The sequence below is a fragment of the Lysobacter silvisoli genome (genome assembly GCF_003382365.1).
GTDB classification, from domain to species: domain Bacteria; phylum Pseudomonadota; class Gammaproteobacteria; order Xanthomonadales; family Xanthomonadaceae; genus Lysobacter; species Lysobacter silvisoli.
The window spans coordinates 1213940-1235350 of the sequence record NZ_QTSU01000001.1 but is presented as its reverse complement, the minus strand read 5'-3'; the positions used below and the strand labels follow the sequence as shown (position 1 = coordinate 1235350).

Here is a 21411-nt window from a genome sequence, read left to right as displayed (position 1 = left end):
CTCAGGCCCTCTTCAGGCGGCCCCGGTGCGCGGCCAGACGCGTATAGAGCTGCACATAGTCCTGCGCCATCGCCGCGGCGGAATAACGCCGCTCGAACACCGCGCGGATGCGGGCCCGGTCGAAGTCGCGCAGATCGGCCACCGCCGCGACCGCCGCATCGATGGAATCTACGATGCGGCCGCTGAGGCCTTCGTCCAACACCTCCGGCACCGAACCGCAGTTCCAGCCGATTACCGGCGTGCCGCAGGCCATGGCCTCGATCATCACCAGGCCGAACGGTTCCGGCCAGTCGATGGGGAACAGCAGCGCCGCGGCCTGGCCCAGGAACTCGGCCTTCTGCGCATCGCCGATCTCGCCGACGAACTCGATCCCGGGCGCGCCCAGCAGGGGTTCGATGGTCTCGTGGAAGTAGTCCAGATCGGCCTTGTCCACCTTGGCCGCGATCTTCAGCGGATAGCCCGCGCGGCGCGCGATCTCGATCGCGCGGTCCAGGCGCTTTTCCGGCGAGATCCTGCCCAGGAACGCCAGGTAGCCGCCGCTGGGCTCGGCCACGAAGGGATAGAGGTCCGGCGGCAATCCGTGATGAACGGTTCCCAGCCAGTGCGCATGCGGCAGCGGCCGGCGTTGATGGTCGGAGATCGACACCAGCGGGTAGCGCGGCCAGCGCCGGTACAGCTCGGGTAGGTCCTTGTGGTCCAAACGCCCGTGCAGGGTGGTCAGAGTACGTTCGGCGCAGTCCTCGAAGAACGGGAAGTGCAGCAGGTCCACGTGGAAATGCAGCACATCGAACTCGCCGGCGCGCCGGCGCACTTCGTCCATCATGCTCAAGTGCGCCGCCACGTTGGATTTGAGCGGGGTCGGGTCGAGCCGGATCGCCTGGTCGCGCACGGGAGCCAGGCACGCGCTCGTGCGGGCGTCCGCGGATGCGAACAGGGTCACCTCGTGGCCCGCGGCCACCAGCGCATCGCTGAGGTGCGCGACCACTCGCTCGGTGCCGCCGTACAAGCGCGGCGGCACCGACTCGTAAAGCGGGGAGATCTGGGCGATTTTCATAGGGTCGTCTTGCTCGCGGGGGAAAGGGCGGCCAAGGCGGTGCCGTGGCGCGGCGTGGAAGGGAGCGCAGGCGCCGGCAAGGCGCGCCCGCGCGGTCCGCACTCGGCCAGGTCCTGCAGGTATCGGCGGCGCCACTGCACGATGTCGTCGCGGCGCAGGCCATCCCACAGCGCATGCCAGCGCTCGCGCCGCTGCGCCAGCGGCATGCGTGCGGCCGTCGCGATCGCGTCGGCGACCTCGTCGCCGTCGTGCGGATTGACCAGCACGGCCGCCTGCATCTGCTGGGCCGCACCGGCGAACCGCGACAACACCAGTACGCCGGGATCGTCGGCGGACTGACTGGCTGCGTATTCCTTGGCGACCAGGTTCATGCCGTCGCGCAGCGGCGTGACCAAGCCGATGCGCGCGGCACGGTAAAAGCCGGTGAGCACGCGGTGGGGATAGTCGTGGTTGACGTAGCGGATGGGCGTCCAGTCCGGGCGCGCATGAGCGCCGTTGATATGCCCCGCCAGCGCATCCAACTCCGCGCGCAAGTGACGGTACTCGGCCACCTCGCTACGCGAAGGCGTGGCGATTTGCAGGTAGGTCAGCTGCCCGCACAGGTCCGGGTGGCGCGCTAAATGCTGGCCGAAGGCGCGCAGGCGCTCGGGCAGCCCCTTGGAATAATCCAGCCGGTCTACGCCGATCGCCAGCCCGCGGCCGCCCAGGCTGGCGCGCAGGCGGCGCACGTCGTCGGTGCTCTCGGCCAACGCAGCCTGCGCGGCGATGGCTTCGGCGTCGATGCCGACCGGATAGGCATCCACGCGCGGCGAGCGTCGGATCGCGCCGCCTGGCCCAGCCACAGGCGCGTGCGTGTCCAGATACTCGCGCAGATGGGTCGCGTCGGCCTGGGTCTGCACGCCGACCAAATCGTAGTCGGCCAGGCAGCCGAACAACTCGCGATGCCGTGGCAGCACCGCGGCCAGGTCGGCGGGAGGGAAGGGCACATGCAGGAAGAAGCCGATGCGGTTGCTCACCCCCAGATTGCGCAGTTCGTGCGCCAGCGGCACCAGGTGGTAGTCGTGCACCCAGATCAGGTCGTCGCCGCGCAGTTCGCGCGCGAGCACGCGGGCGAAGCGGGCGTTGACGCGCCGGTAGCCCTCGCTGCATGGCTGCTGGTAGTCGATCAGGTCCACACGCGAGTGCAGCAGCGGCCACAGCACGCGATTGGAATAATCGCGATAGTAGGCGGCGGCCTCGTCTTCGTTGAGGCCCACAGTGAGATAGTCCACCCCGCCGTCGCGGCAACGTTGCGGCAACTGTGTTGCGTTGCCGATGCGTCCGCTCCAGCCGAACCACAGTCCCGCGTCTTCGCGCACGGCGGCGCGCAATGCCACTGCCAGACCGCCGGGGCGCTGACGACCCGGCAAGGCCACGCGATTGGATACCAGGACCGTGCGCGCCATGTCAGGCCGCCTGCGCCTGTGCGCCCAGCCAGCGCCGCACCTGCTCGGGCCCGGGCAGGCCGTGGTGCGCGGCGCTGTTGGCGCGCCGGCCCACCAGTACGCTGATGCCGTCGTGCGCATTGACCACGGCGAAGCCGCATTCGTCCGCCGGATCGTCGCCCACGAACACCGGCCGCCGGCCGCGGAACGGCGGGCGCTGCAGGAGTTCGGCTATGGCGCTGCCTTTGTCGCTGCCACCGGGGCGCACCTCGATGCCGTGCGCTCCACGGTGCAAGCCGTAGCCGGACAGGCGCGGCAGCGCCGCCTCGGCGAACGCGGTCATCGCCGTCGCCGCCTGCGGCGCGGCGCGCCAGTGCAAATTCAAGCACGGCCCGGACATTTCCACGCAGGCCCCCGGATAGGTCTGCAGCAGGCGATCGCTCTCGCGCAGCACGGCGGCCAGCGCCGGCGGCGGTTCGGGCGCGCAGCGGTCGGTCTGGGCACCGCGCCGCTCCAAACCGTGCAGGCCGACCACGCACAGCTGCGCGCATTCCGGAAACAGGCCGTCCAGCGCCGCGATAGAGCGCCCGCTGACCAGCGCCAGCGCGCCGTTCAGCTCCGCGGCGATACCGCATAAGCGCTGCCCCAACCGCTCCGGCACGCAGACCTGTTGCGGCGTGGGCGCGTGCTCGAGCAGGCAGCCGTCCACGTCGAGAAACAGAGCCCAATCGTTCGCCAATACCGGTGGTGCGGGAAGTGCGGGTTCGGATGCGGCCATGAACGCATGCTAACGAGATGGCCGTGATCGCCGAGTCCAAACGCCTGCCTGAAATCATGCGATAGGGTCGAAAAAATGGCCTGAATCGGGAAATTTGTTCGCACCAGGGAAGTAACTTCAGTGAACGCGGAGCGCACAGCTTCGCGATCGCGCCGCCGTGGCTGGTCCGCGCCGCGTATCGCGCGGTTCTGGCATGACGCTTGCAGCGCAGTGTTCGTCACCGTCCGGGAGCGCGGGCATGCACAGAAGCCGACTGGCCCAAGTCGTGATCGATTGCGAAACCACCGACCCCGACTGGGCCGCGCAATTCTGGGGCCAGGCCCTAGGTTGCCGCACCGAGCCCATGCGCGATGCGGCCGATGCCATGTACCGTCGCTTGCTGGTGCACGCCGATCAGCCCTGCGTACTGGTGCAAGCGGTGCCGCACGCGAGCCGGGTGCACCTGGATATCGAAACGGACGACGTGGAGGCCGAGGTGGTGCGTCTGGAGCGGCTGGGCGCCGCGCGCATCGTCCAGATCAAGCGTTGGTGGGTGCTGGCCGCGCCCACCGGCCAGCGCTTCTGCGTGCTGCCGCCGCAGCGCAGCGATTTCCCGGCGCACAGCAACGTCTGGCGCTGAGGCGCGCATGGCTGCCGGCACGCCTCCGCGCACGCCGCCGTTCGCCAAGCCGGTCACCGCGCCGGTGCCGCAGGGCGGCCTACGTGCTTTGCGTGCGCAGGCCGCCGATTGCCGCGCCTGCCCGCTGTGGCGCCACGCTACGGCGACGGTGTTCGGCGAGGGTCCGGCACGCGCGCAGGCCATGCTGATCGGCGAGCAGCCTGGCGATGAAGAGGACCTGGCGGCGCGGCCGTTCGTGGGGCCGGCCGGCCGTTTGTTGGATCGTGCCTTGGCCGAGGCGGGCCTGGATCGTCGCCGCCTGTATCTGACCAATACGGTCAAGCATTTCAAATTCCGGCAACGCGGCAAACGCCGGCTGCATAACCGCGCCAACGCGCAAGAGCAGGAGGCATGCCGGGTGTGGCTGGCCGCAGAGTGGTTGCGCCTGCGTCCACGCTTGACGGTGGCCCTGGGGGCGATGGCCGCGCAGACCCTGTTCGGTGCCGGCTTCCGCCTGAGTCGCGAGCGCGGCCGCTGGATCGAACTGGATACGCGCAGCCGCGCCTTGGCCACCTGGCATCCTTCCGCCGTGCTGCGAACGCCGCCGCCGGAGCGCGATCGCCGTTATCGCGAGCTGGTGCAGGATCTGAGCTTGCTGGCCGAGACCTTGCAGGCCACCACTGGCGGCGCAGGCGGGCGCTGAGTCGCGGCGATCAGGATGTCAGCCGCGTGTCCAGCCTCAGCAAGTCCTGCGACAGTAGCTGCAGGCGCGCGCAGTCCTGGTGCGACAGGCTCAGCAGCACGTTCTTCTCGCGCGGCGACAGTGCGCTGGGCACCAGCAGGCCCAGCGAGCAACCGCTGTCCAACCAGCAGTCGCCCACGCGGCGCACGTGTTCGCGATACGGCCGCTGGTCCCAGTCTTCGGGTACCCGATCCGCGGTGTGGCAGCAATCGGCGGGCACGCTGGCCACGGCCAGGCGGAGTTCGCGCGGAATCTCGCCCCGTGCATGGACCAGGAATTCCAGTACCGCGCTTGCGGGGCTGAGCGAAGCGTAGACCACCCTGCGCCCGGGAGAGGTCCAGCGCGCGTCGTTGGCAACGGCGTCCTCGCTGTAGGCCCGATCGGCGTCTTCGGCCGCCACCACCCGGTACAGCGACAGATGCGGATGAGCCGGCTGCGGCTGTGGCGCGCGCGGGTCGGTGGTGGAAGGCGGATCGCTGGCGGGGAAGGAGTCGGCCAATTGTTTGTCGCGCTTGGCCAGCGCAGGCCGTTGCTGTGAGGTGCTGGAGGCATTCATGTTCGGCTCGCGCGCTTCGCGGGGAGAAGCTGGATAAGGACAGATGCGCAAGCTTCATGCCATGGCCGATGGCCGCGTCCGTGCATCGCAGATCGGAGCCGCGCGAACAATCTGCAGCGGCAGGCAACAGTTGCTTCGCGCCGGTGGCAGGTGCGCACGCATAGCGTGCGAGCGACGGCCTTCGGCGCTGGCACGCGACTTGCGGGATCAATCAGGAACCCACCCACGACCGACAGCGAAAACCCCGCATCTCGAGGAGGACATATCCGTGCGTAAACCAGAACAACACCGGAGCCGCGACGTCGCCGGCACCGGAGAGCTCAAGGCCGTGGCCCAGGAGGCGATGCGGCTGGGTGCGCGCGCCTTGCACAGAGGCCGCGAATGGCTGAACGACATGACCGACAGGAGAGACGAAATGAGAGAGCACGAAGGCCGCAGCGGCCGCCATTCCGAATCGCAGGCGCGCCGTACCGGCTCCGGCGACGACCCGCGTCACCCGCGCGCCGAACGCGGCTATCAGGCTTCGGAGCGGGAATCCTGGTCGCAGGACAAGACGCGCCAGGCGTCGCGGGCCGGTTTCCGCGATTACGCCTACGATCCCGAGCGCGGCGGCCGCGAATACGGCCGCGGCTGGCAGGACGACGGCAACCCGTCGCGACAGTCGCGAGCCGCGCAGGAACGCGATTTCTACGGTGCACAGGGCCCTGACGTGGAGCCGCGAGGCTATCGCGGCGAAGCCTACGGCGACAGCGGCTGGCGGGCCGGTGGTTTCGACGAGCGCTCGCAGTCCGCCGGCTGGGACGACGATCGAGACGAACTTCCCTGGTCGCAGCGCCCGAACTACCGCGGTGCCGAACCCATGCCGGAACAGGGCGACGCCCGCCACGGCTATTACGTGTATGGCGGGGAAAGCGCGGGCAGCGGCGGCCGCGACCGCCTGACAGGAGACGACCAGTACGCCACCGACCACGCCGCGCGTTCGCGCTCGATGGGCGAGGGCTACGGCCGCTCCTCGGGCTACGCGGCGCGCAGCGGTTTCAGCGGCTCGGCCTATGGCTCGGGTTTCGAGGCCAATCCGGTCAGCGCGCGTGAGCATGCCTACGACGACATGCCGTCGACGTATCGCGAGCAGGGCCTGCGCGGCAATCGCGGCCGCGGTCCGCGCAGCTATACACGCTCCGACGAGCGCATCGCCGAGGACCTGAACGAGCGCCTGACCGAAGACGACCTGCTCGACGCCAGCGACATCGAAGTGCGCTGCAGCGAGGGCAAGATCGTGCTGGAGGGCGAAGTCAGCGATCGCTGGATGAAGCACCGCGCCGAGGACATCGCCGACGCCTGCTCCGGCGTCAAGGACGTGGACAACCGCATCCGCGTGCGTGGCCGCGGTCAGGGGGCGCCCACTACGGCCACCGCTTCGGAAGGAGGACGCCAGGGCACCGCCGAACGCAGCGGCGGCGGACGTTCCGCCAGCGCGGGCACGGGCACGGAACCGACCAAGCAGACCGGGTCCGGCAGCGGCCCAGGTCAGGCGCACTGAGTTGCGCCGCTGCGCCGAGGCCGCCGTGGCGGCTTCGGCGCGGCTTTATCGGCGGCTCTGAGCTAAGGCAATCTAATCGGAGGACTGGCGCGGCGCCTTGCGCAACAACTCGGTGCCGCGAGCGCAGGCATCGGCGGCGCGGCGCAGGTTCCTGCGGGTCGATTCGAGGTCTCCGCTGGCCAGCACCGCATCGGCGGCCGCACAGGCCATGAGCACTGCGCTGAGCTCGTTGCGCAAGCCGTGCAGCCAGCGTGCGTAGTCGCCTTCGTTGGGCGCGGGAGCGTTCTGCGTGGGCAAGGACGGCGGATCGCTCATGGTCTCAATCCACCTGGTGACCGCTTTCGCGCAGGCGGGCGATCTGGTTGTGGATGGTGCGCACGCTCACGCCCAGCGCCCGCGCGGTGCGTGTGCGGTCGCGGCCGAAATGGGCCAGGGTCTTGAGCAGCATCTGGCGCTCTATGTCCGCATAGCTCATGCCGACGCGAAAGCTGACGCTGCCCGGATCGTCCTCGCTGCCGTATACGCGCATGTTGGGTCCCGGCACCAGGCGCACTTCGTCGCCGGCGGCGGTCAGGTAGGCGCGCTGCACGGTGCTGTTGAGCTCGCGTACGTTGCCCGGCCAGGGATGGCTGGAAAGCACGAGGTCGGTCCCGTCGGCGAAGCGCTTGCGGGTGCCATAGCGCTGGTTCAGGCGTTCCAGCAACGAGCGTGCGATCAGCGCCGCGTCGTCGCCGCGGCTGCGCAGCGGCGGCATTTCGAGGTGGAAGTCGGCCAGGCGATAGTAAAGGTCTTCGCGCAGCAGGCCTTGCGCCACCGCCTGCGCGGGGTCGCGATTGGTGGCGGCCACCAGGCGCAGGTCGACCGCGATCTCGTCGCTGCCGCCGACCCGGGTCAGGCGGCCCGTTTCCAGCACCCGCAACAGGTACACCTGCAGCGCCGGCGGCATCTCGGTGATCTCGTCCAGGAACAGGGTTCCGGCCGAGGCCTGCTCCAGGTAGCCAAAATGGCGGCTGGCCGCGCCGGTGAAGCTGCCGCGCTCGTGGCCGAACAGGTGGCTGGCCAGCAGGTCCGGCGCGATCGCGCCGCAATTGACCGCGACAAAGGCACCGCTACGGCCGCTGGTCTCGTGCACCGCCCGCGCCGCCAGCTCCTTGCCGGTGCCGCTTTCGCCGCTGATCAACACCGATAACGGCGAAGGCGCCACCCGTTGCAGCTGCGCGGCCAAGCGGCGCATGGGCGCGGAGCGGCCGATCATGCCCATGCGCTCGGCGCTGGGCGCCGGACGTGCGCTGGCGGCCACCCGGTCCAGCAATTGGCCGAAACGCGCCGGACACAGCGGCTTGACCAGGTAGTCCATCACCGGTTGCGACACCGCGCGCGCCGCAGATTCCATCGTCGGCTCGCCGGTGACGATGGCGATCTGCCCCAGCTCCGGCAGGCCGGGCTGCCCGATGAGGTCGAAGCCGCAGCCGTCGGGCAGGTTCAGGTCCAGCAGCAACAGGTCCACCGCCGGCAGGCGCGCGAAGTCGCGCGTTTGCGCCAGCGAGTGGGCGAGGTAGGACGTGTAGCCGCGGGTGCGGGCGAAATCGGCCGCCGATAAGGCGAAGTCGCGGTCGTCGTCGACGATCAGCAGGGTGAGGTCCCTATCGTCCGCGCGCGGGAGCGCGGTATTGGAAGACACGGAGTGCAGTCCTATGCGTTGAATGAGCGCCACGTACAGCGCAGGCTCAACTTATTCCCGATTCTGTTAAGCGTGGGTGCGTGGAAAATGATTCCTGCGTGATGAACTTTTTGCGCGAAGGTTGGCGCGCGCGTGAGATGCGCGAATGCACGGCACGTTCGCGCTGCAACGGGTAGCCTGGTCATCCGATCGCGCGTACCCGTGCGTGAACCGTTCAGATCACGATGGCGGGAAAGCGAACGGTCACGAGCGCGTCATCGACGCTCGCACCGACGACCAGGCAGGCATGTTGCTGACGACCACGAAGACCGCAGTACCTCTGACCAGCCCGGACTGGGACGGCGCGCGCGAACGCATGCTGATCGAAGTGCAGCGGCTGTTCAGCGCGGCCCCGCTGCTGCTGGCGGCCTTGTTGATGACCCTGGCCGCATGGTGGCTGGGCGGTTGGCTGTCCCGGCGTGCGGCGGTGCAGCGCGTGGCGCGACGCAATCCCTTCCTGAAGGACCTGCTGGCCAGTTCGATCAAGGGCGGCGTGGCCCTGCTGGGGCTCACCGCCGGCCTGCAGCTGCTCAACGCCACGGCGGTGATCGGCGCGGTACTGGGCACCGCGGGCGTGGTCGGCATCGCCCTGGGCTTCGCCTTCAAGGACATCGTCGAAAACTACATCGCCGGGGTGCTGCTGAGCCTGCGCCAGCCGTTCCGCCAGCACGACCACGTCAGGATCGCCGAGCACGAGGGCTTGGTCATGGCGATGACCGCGCGCGCCACCGTGCTCATGACCTTGGACGGCAACAACCTGCGCGTGCCCAATGCCATCGTGTTCAAGAGCGTGATCCTGAACTACACCCAGAACCCCAGCCGGCGTTTCGAGTTCGACCTGAGCCTAGCAGGCGAGGGCGCGGCCGAAGCGCGCTTGGCCGAACTGCGAGACTGCGTCGCCGGCGTCGACGGCGTGCTGGCCGACCCGCCTGTGGAGACCTTCGTTCAGGCGTATGCGGACGGCAAGCAGGCCGTGCGCGTGCGTGCTTGGATCGACCAGCGCGGCGACGATATCGAGGCGGTGCGCGGCCGCGCGATCGCCGTGGCCTCGCGCTGGGAACAGGGCCGCCATGAGCCGCCCATGGCGGCCGCGCGCAAGACCGGCGCCGCGTCCGCTTCGAACAGCGCCGCCGCGGAGCAGGCACGCCAGCACCTGGTGCGCGCCGGCAGCGCGGCGTCGCAGTCCCGCGACCTGCTGGACGCTACCGCGCCGACGGAGTGAGGCGACGTTCCTCCGCATGACCAGCGGCCCGGGCGCACCATGCCCGGGCCGCAGACCCATGCGGCATCAAGCCGCCGGCGGATGCTGCGCCGGATGCGACGAGCGATGGCGGAAGCGCCTGGTCATCCACTCGCCCAGATCGTCGATCACCGTGAACGCCGCCGGGATCACGATCAGGCTGAGCAGGGTCGAGGTGATCAGGCCGCCGATCACCGCGATGGCCATGGGCGCGCGGAAGCTGGAGTCGCCGGAGAAGCCCAGCGCGATCGGCATCATGCCCGCGCCCATCGCCAGGGTGGTCATGACGATGGGCTGGGCGCGCTTGCGGCAGGCGTCGATCAGCGCATCGTGCTGGCTCAGCCCGTGCTCGTCCTCGGCGATCACCGCGTAGTCCACCAGCAGGATCGAGTTCTTGGTGGCAATGCCGATCAGCATCAGCAAACCGATCAGCGCCGGCAGCGACAGCATGTTCTGGGTCAGCAGCAACGCACCGAACGCGCCGCCCGCGCACAGCGGCACCGCGGTCAGGATGGTCAGCGGCATCAGCGCATGGTTGAACAGCAGCAACAGCACCATGTAGATGCAGATCAGGCCCGCCGCCATCGCCAGCATGAAGCCGACGAACAGCTCGATGAAGACCTCGGCGTCGCCGGTGTTGAGGAAGCTCACGCCGGGCGGCAGATGGGTCACGCTGGGCAGCTTCTGCACCGTCTCCATGACATCGCCCAGCGGGCGGCCGTTGAGTTCGGCGGTCAGGGTGACGTTGCGCTGGCGCTGGTAACGCGAGATCTGCGAGGGGCCGCTGCCCATGCGGATCTCCGCCACCGAGGCCAGCGGCACCGGGCCGTACCGGCCGGGCACGCGCAGCTGGCCGATCAGCGCCGGGTTCGACAGCGTGGCTTCGGCGAAGCCGACCCGGATCGGAATCTGCCGGTCGGGCAGGTTGAGCTTGGCCAGGCGCTGTTCGTAGTCGCCGGCGGTGGCGATGCGCGCGGCCTCGGCGATGTCGGCGGTGGACACGCCCAGGTCGGCAGCGCGGGCCGGGTTGGGCAGGATCTGGATCTCCGGCCGCAGCAGCGAGGCCGAAGAGGTGATGCTGCCCAGGCCCTCGATGCCGCGCAGGTCGCGCTCCAGCGCGGTCGACGCTTCCTGCAAGTGCTGCGGATCGTCGCCCGACAGCACCAGCTGCAGCAGGGCGCCGGGTTCGGAGCTGACATAGCTCACCCGCACGCCGGGCAGGTCGGCCAGGCGCGCACGTGCGTCGCGTTCCAGTTCGCGCTGTCCGCGCTCGCGGTCGTCGGCTACGCCCCAGTCCAGGACCAGGGTGGCCTTGCGCGCATCGGGCGTGCCGGTGGTCGAGGGATCGCCCAGGTCCAGCACGCTGCCGATGGCGGTGTAGACCTGCTTGAGCTCGGGCATGTCCTTGAGCAACTGGCGGGCCTTCTCGGACACCGCCTTGGTCTCTTCCAGCGGCGTGCCCGGCGGCAGTTCCAGGCTCAGGTTGCTGCGGCCCACGTCGGAACTCGGGATAAAGGTGGCCGGAATCAGCGGCACCAGCGCCAGCGAGGCGAAGAACAGCGCGGTGGCGATCCACAGCGTGCGCGCACGATGGCGCAGCGCCGCGTCCACCCAGCCCAGATACCAGCGCATCAGCTTGGAGTCGCCTTTCTCCTCGCCGTGCGGCTTGAGCAGGTAGGCGGCCATCATCGGCGTCAGCAGGCGCGCGACCAGCAGCGAGAACAGCACCGCCGTGGCCGCGGTCCAGCCGAATTCGCGGAAGAACTTGCCGGCAATGCCGGGCATGAACGCCACCGGCACGAACACCGCCGCCAGGGTCAGCGAGGTCGCGATGACCGCGTTGCCGATCTCGCCGGCCGCCTCGCGTGCGGCCTCGATCGGCGGCTTGCCCATGCGCAGGTGGCGCACGATGTTCTCGATCTCGACGATGGCGTCGTCCACCAGGATGCCCACCACCACCGACAACGCCAGCAAGCTGATCAGGTTCAAGGTGAAGCCGAAGAAATACATCACCGCGAACGTCGGGATGATCGACAGCGGCAGCGCCAGCGCCGACACCCAGGTCGCGCGCCAGTTGCGCAGAAACAGGAACACCACCAGCAGGGCCAGCAGCGCGCCCTCCCAGAGCATGGTCATCGACGAATCGTAGGAACGGTGGGTCTCGTCGATCAGCGTGGTGACCAGACGGAAGTCGATGTTCGGGTGCGCGGCCTTGAGTTCGTCCAGCGCCTTGTGCACGCCGGCTTCCACCTTGACCTCGCTGGAGCCGCGGGTGCGCGACATCGAGAACGCGACCACGTCGCGGCCGTCCAGCAGCGCGGCCTCGCTGGGGTCGGCCGCGGCGTCGGTGACCTTGGCCAGCGCCGACAAGCGCACCGCGCGCCCGTCGGGCAGGCTGATCGAGTAATCGCGCAGCGCCTGGGCGTTGCCGACCGTGCCCAGGGTGCGGATGGTCTGCTGCGCCCCGTCGAGTTCGGCCTTGCCGCCCGCGCGTTCGACCTGGATCGCGGCCAACTGGCGCGACACGTCGCCGGCGGTCACGCCGTAGGCGAGCAAGGCGTTGGGGTCCAGGTCCACGCGCACCTGGCGCTGCACGCCGCCCACACGGGTCACCCGGGCCACGCCCGGCACGCCGTACATCGCGCGGGTGACCTCGCGGTCGACGAACCAGCTGGCTTCGTCGTCGGTCATCTGCGGCGCGACCAGGGCGTAGGTCATCAGCGTGCCGCCGATGTCGACCTTGGCGATCACCGGCTCCTGGATGTCCTGCGGCAGGTCGGTACGGATGCGGGTGACCGCGTCGCGGGTGTCGTCCAGCGCGGTGGCCAGATCGGTTTCCAGCAGGAATTCGATACTGGTGGTGCTCACGCCCTCGCTGACCGTGGACATCACCCGCTTGACGTTGTTCACCGTGGCGACCGAGTCCTCGATCTTGCGCGTGACCTCGGCTTCCAACTGGCTGGGCGAGGCGCCCGGCTGGGTCACCGTCACCGTGGTCATCGGGAACGCCACGTCGGGGAAGCGCGCCACCGGCAGTTGGTAGAAGCCCCACAGGCCGGCCACGCAGAGCACGAAGAACACCATCACCGCCGGCAGCGGGCGGCGGATCGCCCATGCGGAGAAATTCATGGCGTCTTGTTCTCCGCGGCCTGGGCCGAGACCGCGCGCACGCGATCGCCATCGCCGAGGAAACCGGCGCCTTCGGCCACCACGCGTTCGCCTTCCTTCAAGCCTTCGAGGATCTCGACCTTGCCCTGCGAAGTCTGGCCGGTGCGCACGCGCTTGCGCTGCACCGTCTGCGCGTCCTTCATGGTGAACACATAGCTATGGCCGTCGCGCTGCACCACCGCGGCGCTGGGCACCATCAGGGCGCGGCCGGCACCGGTCAGGATGCGGCCTTCCACGAACACGCCCGGCTTCAAGGCGCCGGGTTCCGGCAGATCGGCATAGACCGTGCCGGTGCGCGTCTGCGCGTCCACGCCCGGGCTTACCGCGCGGATGCGGCCGGTGATGGTCTGCCCGCCGTACGGCAATTCCACCGTATTGCCCACCGCGACCGTGGCCAGTTGTTCCTCCGGCAGTTCGGCGCGCCATTCCAGGCGGCCGTCGCGGATCAACCGCAGCAGCTCGGTGCCGGCGGATACCACTTGGCCGGCCTGCACCAGGCGCTTGGAGATCACGCCGTCGGCGGGCGCGCGCAGCTCGGCGAAGTCGCGCCGCAGCTGCGCGGCATCGCGTCCGGCGCGGGCGGTGGCCGTCTGCGCTTCGGCCTGCACGCGGGTCGCGCGCAGCTCGTCCAGGTTGCCGGCGCTGATCAGCTGCTGCGCCGCCAGCTTGGCGCCGCGCTCGTAGCTGACCTGGGCCAGCGACAGCGAGGCCTGCGCCTGCCGCAGCGAGGCCTCGGCCTGCGCCAGTTCGCTGTCCAAGGTGCGGTGGTCCAGCTCCAGCAGCACTTGGCCCTTGCGCACGCTCTGTCCCACATCGACCTTGAGCGCGGTCACCCGCTGCCCGCTGAGCTCCACGCCCAGCTGCATTTCCTCGAATGCCGACACCGGCCCGGACACTACCGCGGCGCGCGCCAGCGGCTGGTATTGCGCCGGCGCCAGCGACACGGTCAGGCCGGAGGAGGTCTTAGCGGTGTCTTCGTCTTCCTTGGCGCCTCCGCACGCCGCCAGCGACAAGCACAACAGGAGGGGGACTAGCCAACGCCGGGGGCGTGCGCGCATGGGGGGTTCCGTGAGGGTAGGGGTAAAGAGGAGGCGCGAAGATCGCAGCCGCGACCGCGCTGACTGGGCGGCGGACGCAATCTCTGCGCGCATCGCGACCAACGTAGGCGGACGAGTTTAAGAACGGATTAATGAGCCAAACGGCGAGCCCGCGGCCCCGTGAGTACGGGCGCTGCAGGGCGGCTAGGAAAGTGGCCTGGCTCGGAGTAGGGGAGGCGGCACGCGGATCTGCAAGATCCGGCGACGCGACGACACGGCGATACGACGCGAGTGGAGTTGGAATGGCGCAGGCTCCCGAACCGCCGAGCCGGACACGCCTGATGTTGGATTCCAACCGTTCCACGGCAGGGAGCCCTCTCCCCGTAAGCGCCATTGCGCCACTGTCGATTCGTATTCCCGCGCATGATCGGCAGCGGCCTGTCGGCAGTCAAGGCGATCGTGCGCTGGTGCATGCGACGGGGCAGTCAATTCGCAAGCATGGGATGAACGTGCCGGCGACGTTATGAGGTTTCCGCAAGCGTGCGCGCGGCGGGGTGCCTGCCGCTGGTCCGCCGGAACGGCCCACCCCTGGCATCCAGACCCGGATGGGTGTACAAATGTACACCTAATGGACACCCCCGATCTGCCCCCTCAGCGTGCCGCCGTCCTGGCCTACCTGCGCCGGGAGCTGACCTCCGGGCGGTCGCCCAGTCTGGCCGAGATCGCCGAGGCCTTCGGTTTCGCCTCGCGTAATGCCGCGCAAAAGCATGTGCAGGCGCTGCTGGCCGAGGGTCTGCTGGAACAGGCGCCGGGGCAGAAGCGCGGGCTGCGGCTGCCGGGCGGCACGGCGCCGCTGCTGCCCTTGCAGGTGCTGGGCCGCGTAGCCGCCGGCCCGCCCATCGGCGCGGATATCGGCCTGGACGAACAGCTGTGGCTGGACCGGCGCATGTTCTCGCCGCAGCCCGATTACCTGCTCAAGGTGCAGGGCGATTCCATGATCGAGGACGGCATCGTCGACGGCGATCTGGTCGGCGTGCACCGCACGTCCGATGCGCGCGACGGCCAGACCGTGGTCGCGCGCATCGACGGCGAGCTGACCATCAAGCGCTTGCAGCGCGGCCGCCACGGCATCCGTTTGCTGCCGCGCAACGCCGCGCACGCGCCCATCGTGGTGGAAGCGGGGCAGGACTTCGCCATCGAGGGCGTCTACTGCGGTTTGGTGCGGAAGGGCTAGTGGGCGCCGTGGCCGCCCTGGAAACGCTGCTGGCCACGCGCTCGTTGTGGCACGCCGGCCGCAACGCCGCGATCGCCGCCGACGGCGAGCCCACGGGTCATGCCGCGCTCGATGCGCTGCTGCCGCAGGGCGGCTGGCCGCGCCGCGCCCTGACCGAACTGCTGCTGCCCGCCGACGGTGTGGGCGAACTGGCGCTGCTGATGCCCACGCTGGCGCGGCTCAGCCGCGAAGGCGGCACCGTGGCGGTGATCGCGCCGCCCTACATTCCGTATGCGCCTGCCTGGCAGGCGGGTGGCGTGGACTTGGCCATGCTCGAGATCGTGGCCGCGTCCGCGCGCGATGCTTTATGGGCCTTCGAACAATGCCTGCGCAGCGGTGCCTGCGCGGCGGTGCTGGGTTGGCCGGCGCAGGCCGATGCGCAGGCGCTGCGCCGCCTGCAGGTCGCCGCCGACAGCGGGCAATGCCTGGGGTTCGCCCTACGCGACCGCAAGCATGCCGGCAACCCTTCGCCGGCCGCGCTGCGCCTGGAGGCCGTGCGCGATGTGCGCAACGCCGTGGCCTGGCAGGTGCGCAAATGCCGCGGCGGTCCGGCGCCGGCGCAGGCGTTCGCGATGAGGGCCGGGTGAGGCGCGCGCATGCTGTGGGCCTGTGTACTGCTGCCGCAACTGGCGCTGGATGCCGTCCTCCGGCGTCTGCCCGAGCCTGAAGCGCCGCTGGCGCTGGTCGAAGGGCCGGCGCAACTGCGCAGCCTGCATGCGGTGAACGCGGCCGCGGCCGCGGCCGGCCTGCGTGCCGGCATGCGGCTGACCGCCGCGCACGCGCTGCTGCCGGATTTCGCCATGGTCGAATACGAGCCGCAGGCCGAGGCGCGCTGGCAACGCTTCCTGGCCGCGTGGGCCTACCGCCACAGCTCGCTGGTCAGCGCGCAATGGCCGGGCTGCCTGGTGCTGGAGGTACGCGCCAGCTTTCGCCTGCTGGGCCCCTGGCCGCGCATCGAGGCGCGGCTGCGCGAGGAGCTGTCCGCGCTGGGTTTCCAGCACCGCATCGCCCTGGCGCCTACGCCGCGCGCCGCGCACGTGTTCGCCGGCCTGCGCGACGGCCTGGCGGTGAACCAGCCGGCGGCGATGCGCGACCTGCTCGCGCGCGTGCCGGTGCGGCGTGCGCGCCTGCCCGAAGAAGCCGGCGAGCGCCTGCACCGCATGGGCATTCGCGACCTGCGCACCCTGCTGGAGCTGCCGCGCGATGCGGTGCGCCGGCGCTTCGGCTTGCCGCTGCTGGGACACCTGGACCGATTGAGCGGGCAGGCCGACGATCCGCTGGCGTACTACGCGCCGCCGGACCATTTCGATGCGCGCATCGAACTGGGTTACGAAGTCGAGAGCCATACCGCGCTGCTGTTCCCGCTGCGGCGCCTGATCGGCGACCTGTGCACCTACCTGTCCATACGCGACGGCGGCGTGCAGCGTTTCGTGCTGCGGCTGGAACACGAGGAAGGCCATAGCGACGTGGAGGTGGGGCTGCTGGCCGCCGAGCGCGAACCGGCGATGCTGTTCGAACTCACCCGCAACCGGCTCGAGCGCGTGCAGATCGAGCAGCCGGTGGTCGCTTTGCGGCTGCTGGCGCGCGAACTGCCGCCGTTCGTGCCGGCCGAGCGCGACTTGTTCGACGTGCGCAGTCAGCAGCAATTGCCCTGGCCGCAGCTGCGCGAACGCCTGCGCGCGCGGCTGGGCGACGAGGCCGTTTATCGCGTCGCCCCGGCCGGCGACCCGCGCCCGGAACGTGCCTGGCGCTGCGTGAAAGGCGACGACGCCCGCATCGGCGCGGCGCCGGCGCGGCCGCCGCGCCCGGCCTGGCTGCTGGCGCAGCCGGTGCCGCTGCGCGACTCGCGCCTGCGCATCGTCTCCGGTCCCGAGCGCCTGGAAAGCGGCTGGTGGGACGGCGAGGATGCGCGCCGCGATTACTACGTGCTGGAAACCTCGCAGGGCCAACTGGCCTGGGCCTTCGCGCCGCCGGGCGAGCGCGAGGGCTGGATGCTGCACGGATGGTTCGCATGAGCCGGCGCGAGGAACGCGAACACGATTCCCCAGGCGGCTCGCCGCCGCGCGCCTGGGAAGTCGCGCAGCGCCTGGCTTTGCAGGCCGCTAACGACGACGCGCCCAGCGACGACGACTTGCCGGCCTACGCCGAGCTGCATTGCCTGTCGGATTTTTCCTTCCTACGCGGCGCGTCCAGCGCGGAGGACCTGTTCGCGCGAGCCGTGCGTTGCGGTTACAAGGCGCTGGCGATCACCGACGAGTGTTCTTTGGCCGGCATCGTACGTGGTTACGAGGCCTCGAAAGCCACAGGCATGGATCTGCTCGTCGGTAGCGAGTTCGTACTGACCTGCGGGACAAAGTTCGTGCTGCTGGTGGAAACATTGGCCGGCTATGCCCGCTTATGCGAAATGATCACCACCGCACGCCGTGCCGCCGTCAAAGGCAGTTACAAGCTCAGCCGGGCGGATGTGGAGCGCGTGGTGGGGGAGGGCGACCCGGCCGCGCCGGGCTTGTACGCATTATGGCTGCCGGCGCAGGTGCCCGATGAAGAACAGGGGCGTTGGCTGCGCAGCCTGCTGGGCGAACGCGCGCATCTGGCCGTCGAGCTGCATCGCGAGCAAGACGACGAGGCGCGCCTGGAACAGCTGCTGACGCTGGCGTTGCGCCTGCGGATGACGCCCGTCGCCAGCGGCGACGTGCATATGGACGTGCGCCGCCAGCGACTGTTGCAGGACGTGATGACCTCGATCCGTCATAACAGCCCGTTGTCCGAGTGCGGCGAGCATCTTTTCCGTAACGGAGAACGGCATCTGCGCACGCGCCGAGCGCTGAGCAATATCTATCCGCACGAACTGCTGGAAAACGCCGTGCAACTGGCGCGGCGCTGCGGATTCCGCATGGATCAGGTGAAGTACGCTTATCCGGCCGAACTGGTGCCCGACGGGCATACGCCTGCCACCTGGTTGCGCGAGCTGACCCAGCGCGGCATGCGCAACCGCTGGCCCGAAGGCGTGCCGCCGGGCATCGCCGCACAGATCGACAGCGAGTTGGAACTGATCGCCTTCAAGAAGTACGAGGCCTTCTTCTTGACGGTCGAGGACATCGTCCGTTTCGCCAAATCGAAAGACATCCTCTGCCAGGGGCGCGGTTCTTCGGCCAACTCGGCGGTGTGCTTCGCCCTGGGCATCACCGTGGTCAATCCGTCCGAGAGCCGGTTGTTGATGGCGCGCTTCCTGTCCAAGGAACGCGACGAACCGCCGGACATCGACGTGGATTTCGAGCACGAGCGGCGCGAGGAGGTGCTGCAGTACGTCTACAACAAGTACGGCCGCCGCCGCGCCGCGCTGGCGGCCACCGTCATCCGTTACCGCGGCAAGAGCGCGGTGCGCGACGTGGCCAAGGCTTTCGGCCTGCCGCAGGACCAGGTCGCGCTGCTGGCCGAGTGCTATGGCTGGGGCAACGGCGAGACGCCGATGGACCAGCGCCTGCGTGAGGCCGGCTTCGATCCGGACAACCCGCTGATTGCTCGAGTACTGGCGGTGACTGCGTTGCTGCGCGATCACCCGCGCCATCTGTCGCAGCACGTGGGCGGCTTCGTCATCAGCGATGAGCCATTGTCGACGGTGGTGCCGGTGGAAAACGCCGCCATGGACGACCGCACCATCATCCAGTGGGACAAGGACGACCTGGAGACGATGAAGCTGTTGAAGGTCGATTGCCTGGCGTTGGGCATGCTGACCTGCATACGCAAGGCGGTCGCCCTGGTGGAGCGGCATCGTGGCTACGCGATAGACCTGGCCAGGCTGCCGCCGGGCGACCTTCCCACTTACGCCATGATCCAGATCGCCGACACCGTGGGCGTGTTCCAGATCGAATCGCGCGCGCAGATGAGCATGCTGCCGCGATTGAAGCCCAAGGATTTCTACGATCTGGTGGTGGAGGTGGCCATCGTTCGTCCAGGCCCCATCCAGGGCGACATGGTGCATCCCTACCTGCGGCGGCGCCAAGGTAAAGAGCCGGTGACTTATCCGTCCGATGAGGTAAAGGACATCTTAGGCCCTACTTTGGGCATTCCGCTCTTCCAAGAGCAGGTAATGGAACTCGTGATTCATGCGGGGTACTCGACCGAACAAGCCGATGGCCTGCGACGCTCTATGGCGGCATGGGGCAGGGGAGGAGACATGGAACCCCATCGTGTGCGTATTCGCGAACTGATGGAGAAGAAGAAATATTCCTCCGAATTCATCGACCAGATCTTCGAGCAAATCAAAGGCTTCGGCTCCTACGGCTTCCCGCAAAGCCACGCCGCCTCCTTCGCCAAACTGGTCTACATCAGCTGTTGGCTGAAGCGCCACGAGCCCGCGGCCTTCGCCTGCGCGCTGCTCAATGCCCAGCCCATGGGTTTCTACTCGGCCAGCCAGATCGTGCAGGATGCGCGGCGCGGTCGCAGCGAGCGCGTGGGTGTGGACGTGTTGCCCGTAGACGTAACCTGCAGCGACTGGGACAACACCCTGGAAGGCGGCCACCACCACCGAGGCGTGGACGACGGCGGACAACCGGCGATCCGGCTGGGCCTGCGTCAGGTCGCTGGGCTATCCGAGGCCACGGCCAACGCCATCGTCGTTGCACGCGCACAGCATCCCTTCACCGACCTGCGCGACCTGTGCCTGCGCGCCAACCTGGACGAGAAAGCCCGCAATACCCTGGCCGAAGCCGGCGCCCTGCAAGCCCTGGCCGGCCACCGGCACGCCGCGCGCTGGGCCGTGGCCGGCATCGAACGCCAACGCCCTTTGCTGCCCGGTAGCCCCGAGGAGAGCGCCGTCGCCCTGCCGGCACCGACCGCGGCCGAAGACGTGCTGTCCGATTACCGCACCGTCGGCCTGACCCTGCAGGCGCATCCGCTGGCCCTGTTGCGCGCGCGCCTGCAGCGGCAACGCATCCTGGATTCGCGCCAACTGCGCGACGTAAAGCACGGTCGCGGCGTGCACGCCGCCGGACTGGTCACCCAACGCCAGCGCCCGGGTACCGCCAAGGGCACCATCTTCGTCACCCTGGAAGACGAGCACGGCATGGTCAACGTGGTGGTGTGGTCGCATGTGGCGCTACGCCAGCGCAAGGCGCTGCTGGGCGCGCGCCTGCTGGCCGTGCGCGGGCGCTGGGAACACGTGGACGGCGTGCAGCACCTGATCGCCAACGACTTGCGGGACTTGAGCCACCTGTTGGGCGAGTTGAGCGTAGTTTCACGCGATTTTCATTGATGTCCACACATCCAGTCGCACGTGTGGCCTGCTTGTTAACGGCCAGTGCCAGGTAGCGAACCTGATCTTCACGCATGCGCAACCCGCTGCCGCCTTCCATGGCGATACGGATCAAGCGAGAGGCAGCGACGATGAGCACAGGCTCCAACGCCGTTCGGCATGGCTATACGAAGGTCGACGGCCACCGAATATTCTATCGCGAGGCGGGAAGGGCGGACGCACCAGCCGTGCTGCTGCCTCACGGCTATCCCTGTTCCTCGTACGAGTTCCGCGACCTCATGCCCGCGCTGGCGGACCGCTGGCGCCTGGTCGCACCGGATTTTCCGGGTTTCGGCTACAGCGACACGCCGGAGGATTTCGACTACAGCTTCGACGGCTACGCCCGCTTTCTGGCCAAGTTCGCCGATGGGGCAGGGCTGCAGCGCTACGTGCTGTACCTGCACGATTACGGATCGCAGATCGGCTTGAGGCTGGCGATCCAGGCGCCGGAACGAATCGCCGGCTTGATCATCCAGAACGGCGACATCTACGCCGACACGCTGGGCCCCAAGTACGAGGGGCTCCTGCGGCATTTCGAGCATCCGAACGCCGAAAGCCGCTGGCAACTGGTCGATGCCGTCAGCGAGCAGGGCTATCGCGAGGAGTTCCTCAACGACGTCGGCCCGGATGTCGCCGAGCGCATCCCGCCGGATTTGTGGACGCTGCATTGGAACCTGACCACCTCCCAGCGCGCGAAGATCGCCGTGGCGCTGATGGAGGGCCTGAAGGAAAACCTGGAATGGTTCCCCAAGTACCAGGCCTACCTGCGCGAGCACACACCGCCGACCTTGATCGTCTGGGGCCCGCGCGACGGCTACATGCCCGAGGCGTCGGCGCGCGCCTATCTGAGGGACTTGCCTCAGGCACAGTTGCACCTACTCGACGACGGCGGCCACTGGCTGCTGGAAACCCACCTGCAAGAAGTGAGCGTGCTCGTCCGACGTTTTCTCGATACCTTGGCTTGAGGACAAGAACGTCAGGGGACGTT

Annotated in this window: 17 protein-coding genes; 9 read left to right on the top strand and 8 right to left on the bottom strand. The window is 69.0% G+C overall.

The window, feature by feature from the left end; genetic code table 11:
• Window position 1 precedes the first annotated feature (1 nt).
• Genes DX914_RS05440 through otsB form a run of 3 tightly spaced genes read right to left on the bottom strand, consistent with a single transcriptional unit; the run spans window position 2 to window position 3256 of the window.
• Window positions 2-1054 carry a glycosyltransferase family 4 protein gene (locus DX914_RS05440; protein ID WP_115858012.1) on the bottom strand — a complete coding sequence of 351 codons (1053 nt, stop codon included), beginning with the start codon at window positions 1052-1054 and terminating at the stop codon, window positions 2-4.
• Window positions 1051-2499, bottom strand: coding sequence for an alpha,alpha-trehalose-phosphate synthase (UDP-forming) (locus tag DX914_RS05435; protein ID WP_115858011.1), 1449 nt, complete (start codon window positions 2497-2499; stop codon window positions 1051-1053). Before DX914_RS05435 ends, DX914_RS05440 begins: the two co-directional genes overlap by 4 nt.
• A 1-nt stretch (window position 2500) precedes the next feature.
• Window positions 2501-3256, bottom strand: a complete 756-nt coding sequence (gene otsB / locus DX914_RS05430; RefSeq protein ID WP_115858010.1) for a trehalose-phosphatase — start codon at window positions 3254-3256, stop codon at window positions 2501-2503.
• A gap of 238 nt (window positions 3257-3494) precedes the next feature.
• On the opposite strand from otsB, the gene DX914_RS05425 reads away from it, so the two are divergent.
• Together DX914_RS05425 and DX914_RS05420 are read left to right on the top strand one after the other, a co-directional pair.
• Window positions 3495-3875 (top strand): VOC family protein, encoded by a 381-nt coding sequence (locus tag DX914_RS05425; protein WP_115858009.1) that lies wholly within the window; start codon window positions 3495-3497, stop codon window positions 3873-3875.
• A gap of 7 nt (window positions 3876-3882) precedes the next feature.
• Window positions 3883-4557 (top strand): UdgX family uracil-DNA binding protein, encoded by a 675-nt coding sequence (locus DX914_RS05420; protein ID WP_115858008.1) that lies wholly within the window; start codon window positions 3883-3885, stop codon window positions 4555-4557.
• Between the two features lie 10 nt (window positions 4558-4567).
• Here DX914_RS05420 and DX914_RS05415 read toward each other — a convergent pair whose 3' ends face one another.
• Entirely contained in the window at window positions 4568-5152 is a 585-nt protein-coding gene (locus DX914_RS05415; RefSeq protein WP_115858007.1) for an RES family NAD+ phosphorylase, read from the bottom strand.
• Between the two features lie 415 nt (window positions 5153-5567).
• On the opposite strand from DX914_RS05415, the gene DX914_RS20345 reads away from it, so the two are divergent.
• A complete protein-coding gene (locus DX914_RS20345; protein WP_196778830.1) occupies window positions 5568-6692 on the top strand; it encodes a BON domain-containing protein in 1125 nt (374 codons plus the stop codon).
• Between the two features lie 72 nt (window positions 6693-6764).
• Here the strand turns inward: DX914_RS20345 and DX914_RS05405 are convergent, their stop codons facing one another.
• Together DX914_RS05405 and DX914_RS05400 are read right to left on the bottom strand one after the other, a co-directional pair.
• Window positions 6765-7007 carry a hypothetical protein gene (locus DX914_RS05405; protein WP_115858006.1) on the bottom strand — a complete coding sequence of 81 codons (243 nt, stop codon included), beginning with the start codon at window positions 7005-7007 and terminating at the stop codon, window positions 6765-6767.
• 4 nt (window positions 7008-7011) lie between these two features.
• Complete coding sequence (locus tag DX914_RS05400; RefSeq protein WP_147300607.1) at window positions 7012-8373, bottom strand: sigma-54-dependent transcriptional regulator; 1362 nt, start codon at window positions 8371-8373, stop codon at window positions 7012-7014.
• Window positions 8374-8659: 286 nt separating this feature from the next.
• Here DX914_RS05400 and DX914_RS05395 point away from each other — a divergent pair, with 286 nt between their 5' ends.
• A complete protein-coding gene (locus tag DX914_RS05395) occupies window positions 8660-9634 on the top strand; it encodes a mechanosensitive ion channel family protein (RefSeq protein WP_196778829.1) in 975 nt (324 codons plus the stop codon).
• A gap of 66 nt (window positions 9635-9700) precedes the next feature.
• Here DX914_RS05395 and DX914_RS05390 read toward each other — a convergent pair whose 3' ends face one another.
• On the bottom strand, window positions 9701-12781 hold the full coding sequence (locus DX914_RS05390) for an efflux RND transporter permease subunit (protein ID WP_115858003.1): 3081 nt from the start codon (window positions 12779-12781) through the stop codon (window positions 9701-9703).
• On the bottom strand, window positions 12778-13878 hold the full coding sequence (locus tag DX914_RS05385; RefSeq protein ID WP_115858002.1) for an efflux RND transporter periplasmic adaptor subunit: 1101 nt from the start codon (window positions 13876-13878) through the stop codon (window positions 12778-12780). Before DX914_RS05385 ends, DX914_RS05390 begins: the two co-directional genes overlap by 4 nt.
• Before the next feature lie 607 nt (window positions 13879-14485).
• Between DX914_RS05385 and lexA the strand changes: the two genes are divergently transcribed.
• The 5 genes from lexA (at window position 14486) to DX914_RS05360 (ending at window position 21388) form a co-directional block, all read left to right on the top strand.
• A complete protein-coding gene (lexA, locus tag DX914_RS05380) occupies window positions 14486-15091 on the top strand; it encodes a transcriptional repressor LexA (RefSeq protein ID WP_115858001.1) in 606 nt (201 codons plus the stop codon).
• Complete coding sequence (imuA, locus tag DX914_RS05375; protein ID WP_425480671.1) at window positions 15067-15717, top strand: translesion DNA synthesis-associated protein ImuA; 651 nt, start codon at window positions 15067-15069, stop codon at window positions 15715-15717. Before lexA ends, imuA begins: the two co-directional genes overlap by 25 nt.
• Before the next feature lie 9 nt (window positions 15718-15726).
• Complete coding sequence (locus DX914_RS05370) at window positions 15727-17145, top strand: Y-family DNA polymerase (protein WP_115857999.1); 1419 nt, start codon at window positions 15727-15729, stop codon at window positions 17143-17145.
• Window positions 17133-20384, top strand: coding sequence for an error-prone DNA polymerase (locus tag DX914_RS05365; protein ID WP_196778828.1), 3252 nt, complete (start codon window positions 17133-17135; stop codon window positions 20382-20384). The genes DX914_RS05370 and DX914_RS05365 overlap by 13 nt, the downstream gene beginning before the upstream one ends.
• Window positions 20385-20458: 74 nt before the next feature.
• Complete coding sequence (locus DX914_RS05360) at window positions 20459-21388, top strand: alpha/beta fold hydrolase (RefSeq protein ID WP_196778827.1); 930 nt, start codon at window positions 20459-20461, stop codon at window positions 21386-21388.
• Window positions 21389-21411 lie beyond the last annotated feature (23 nt).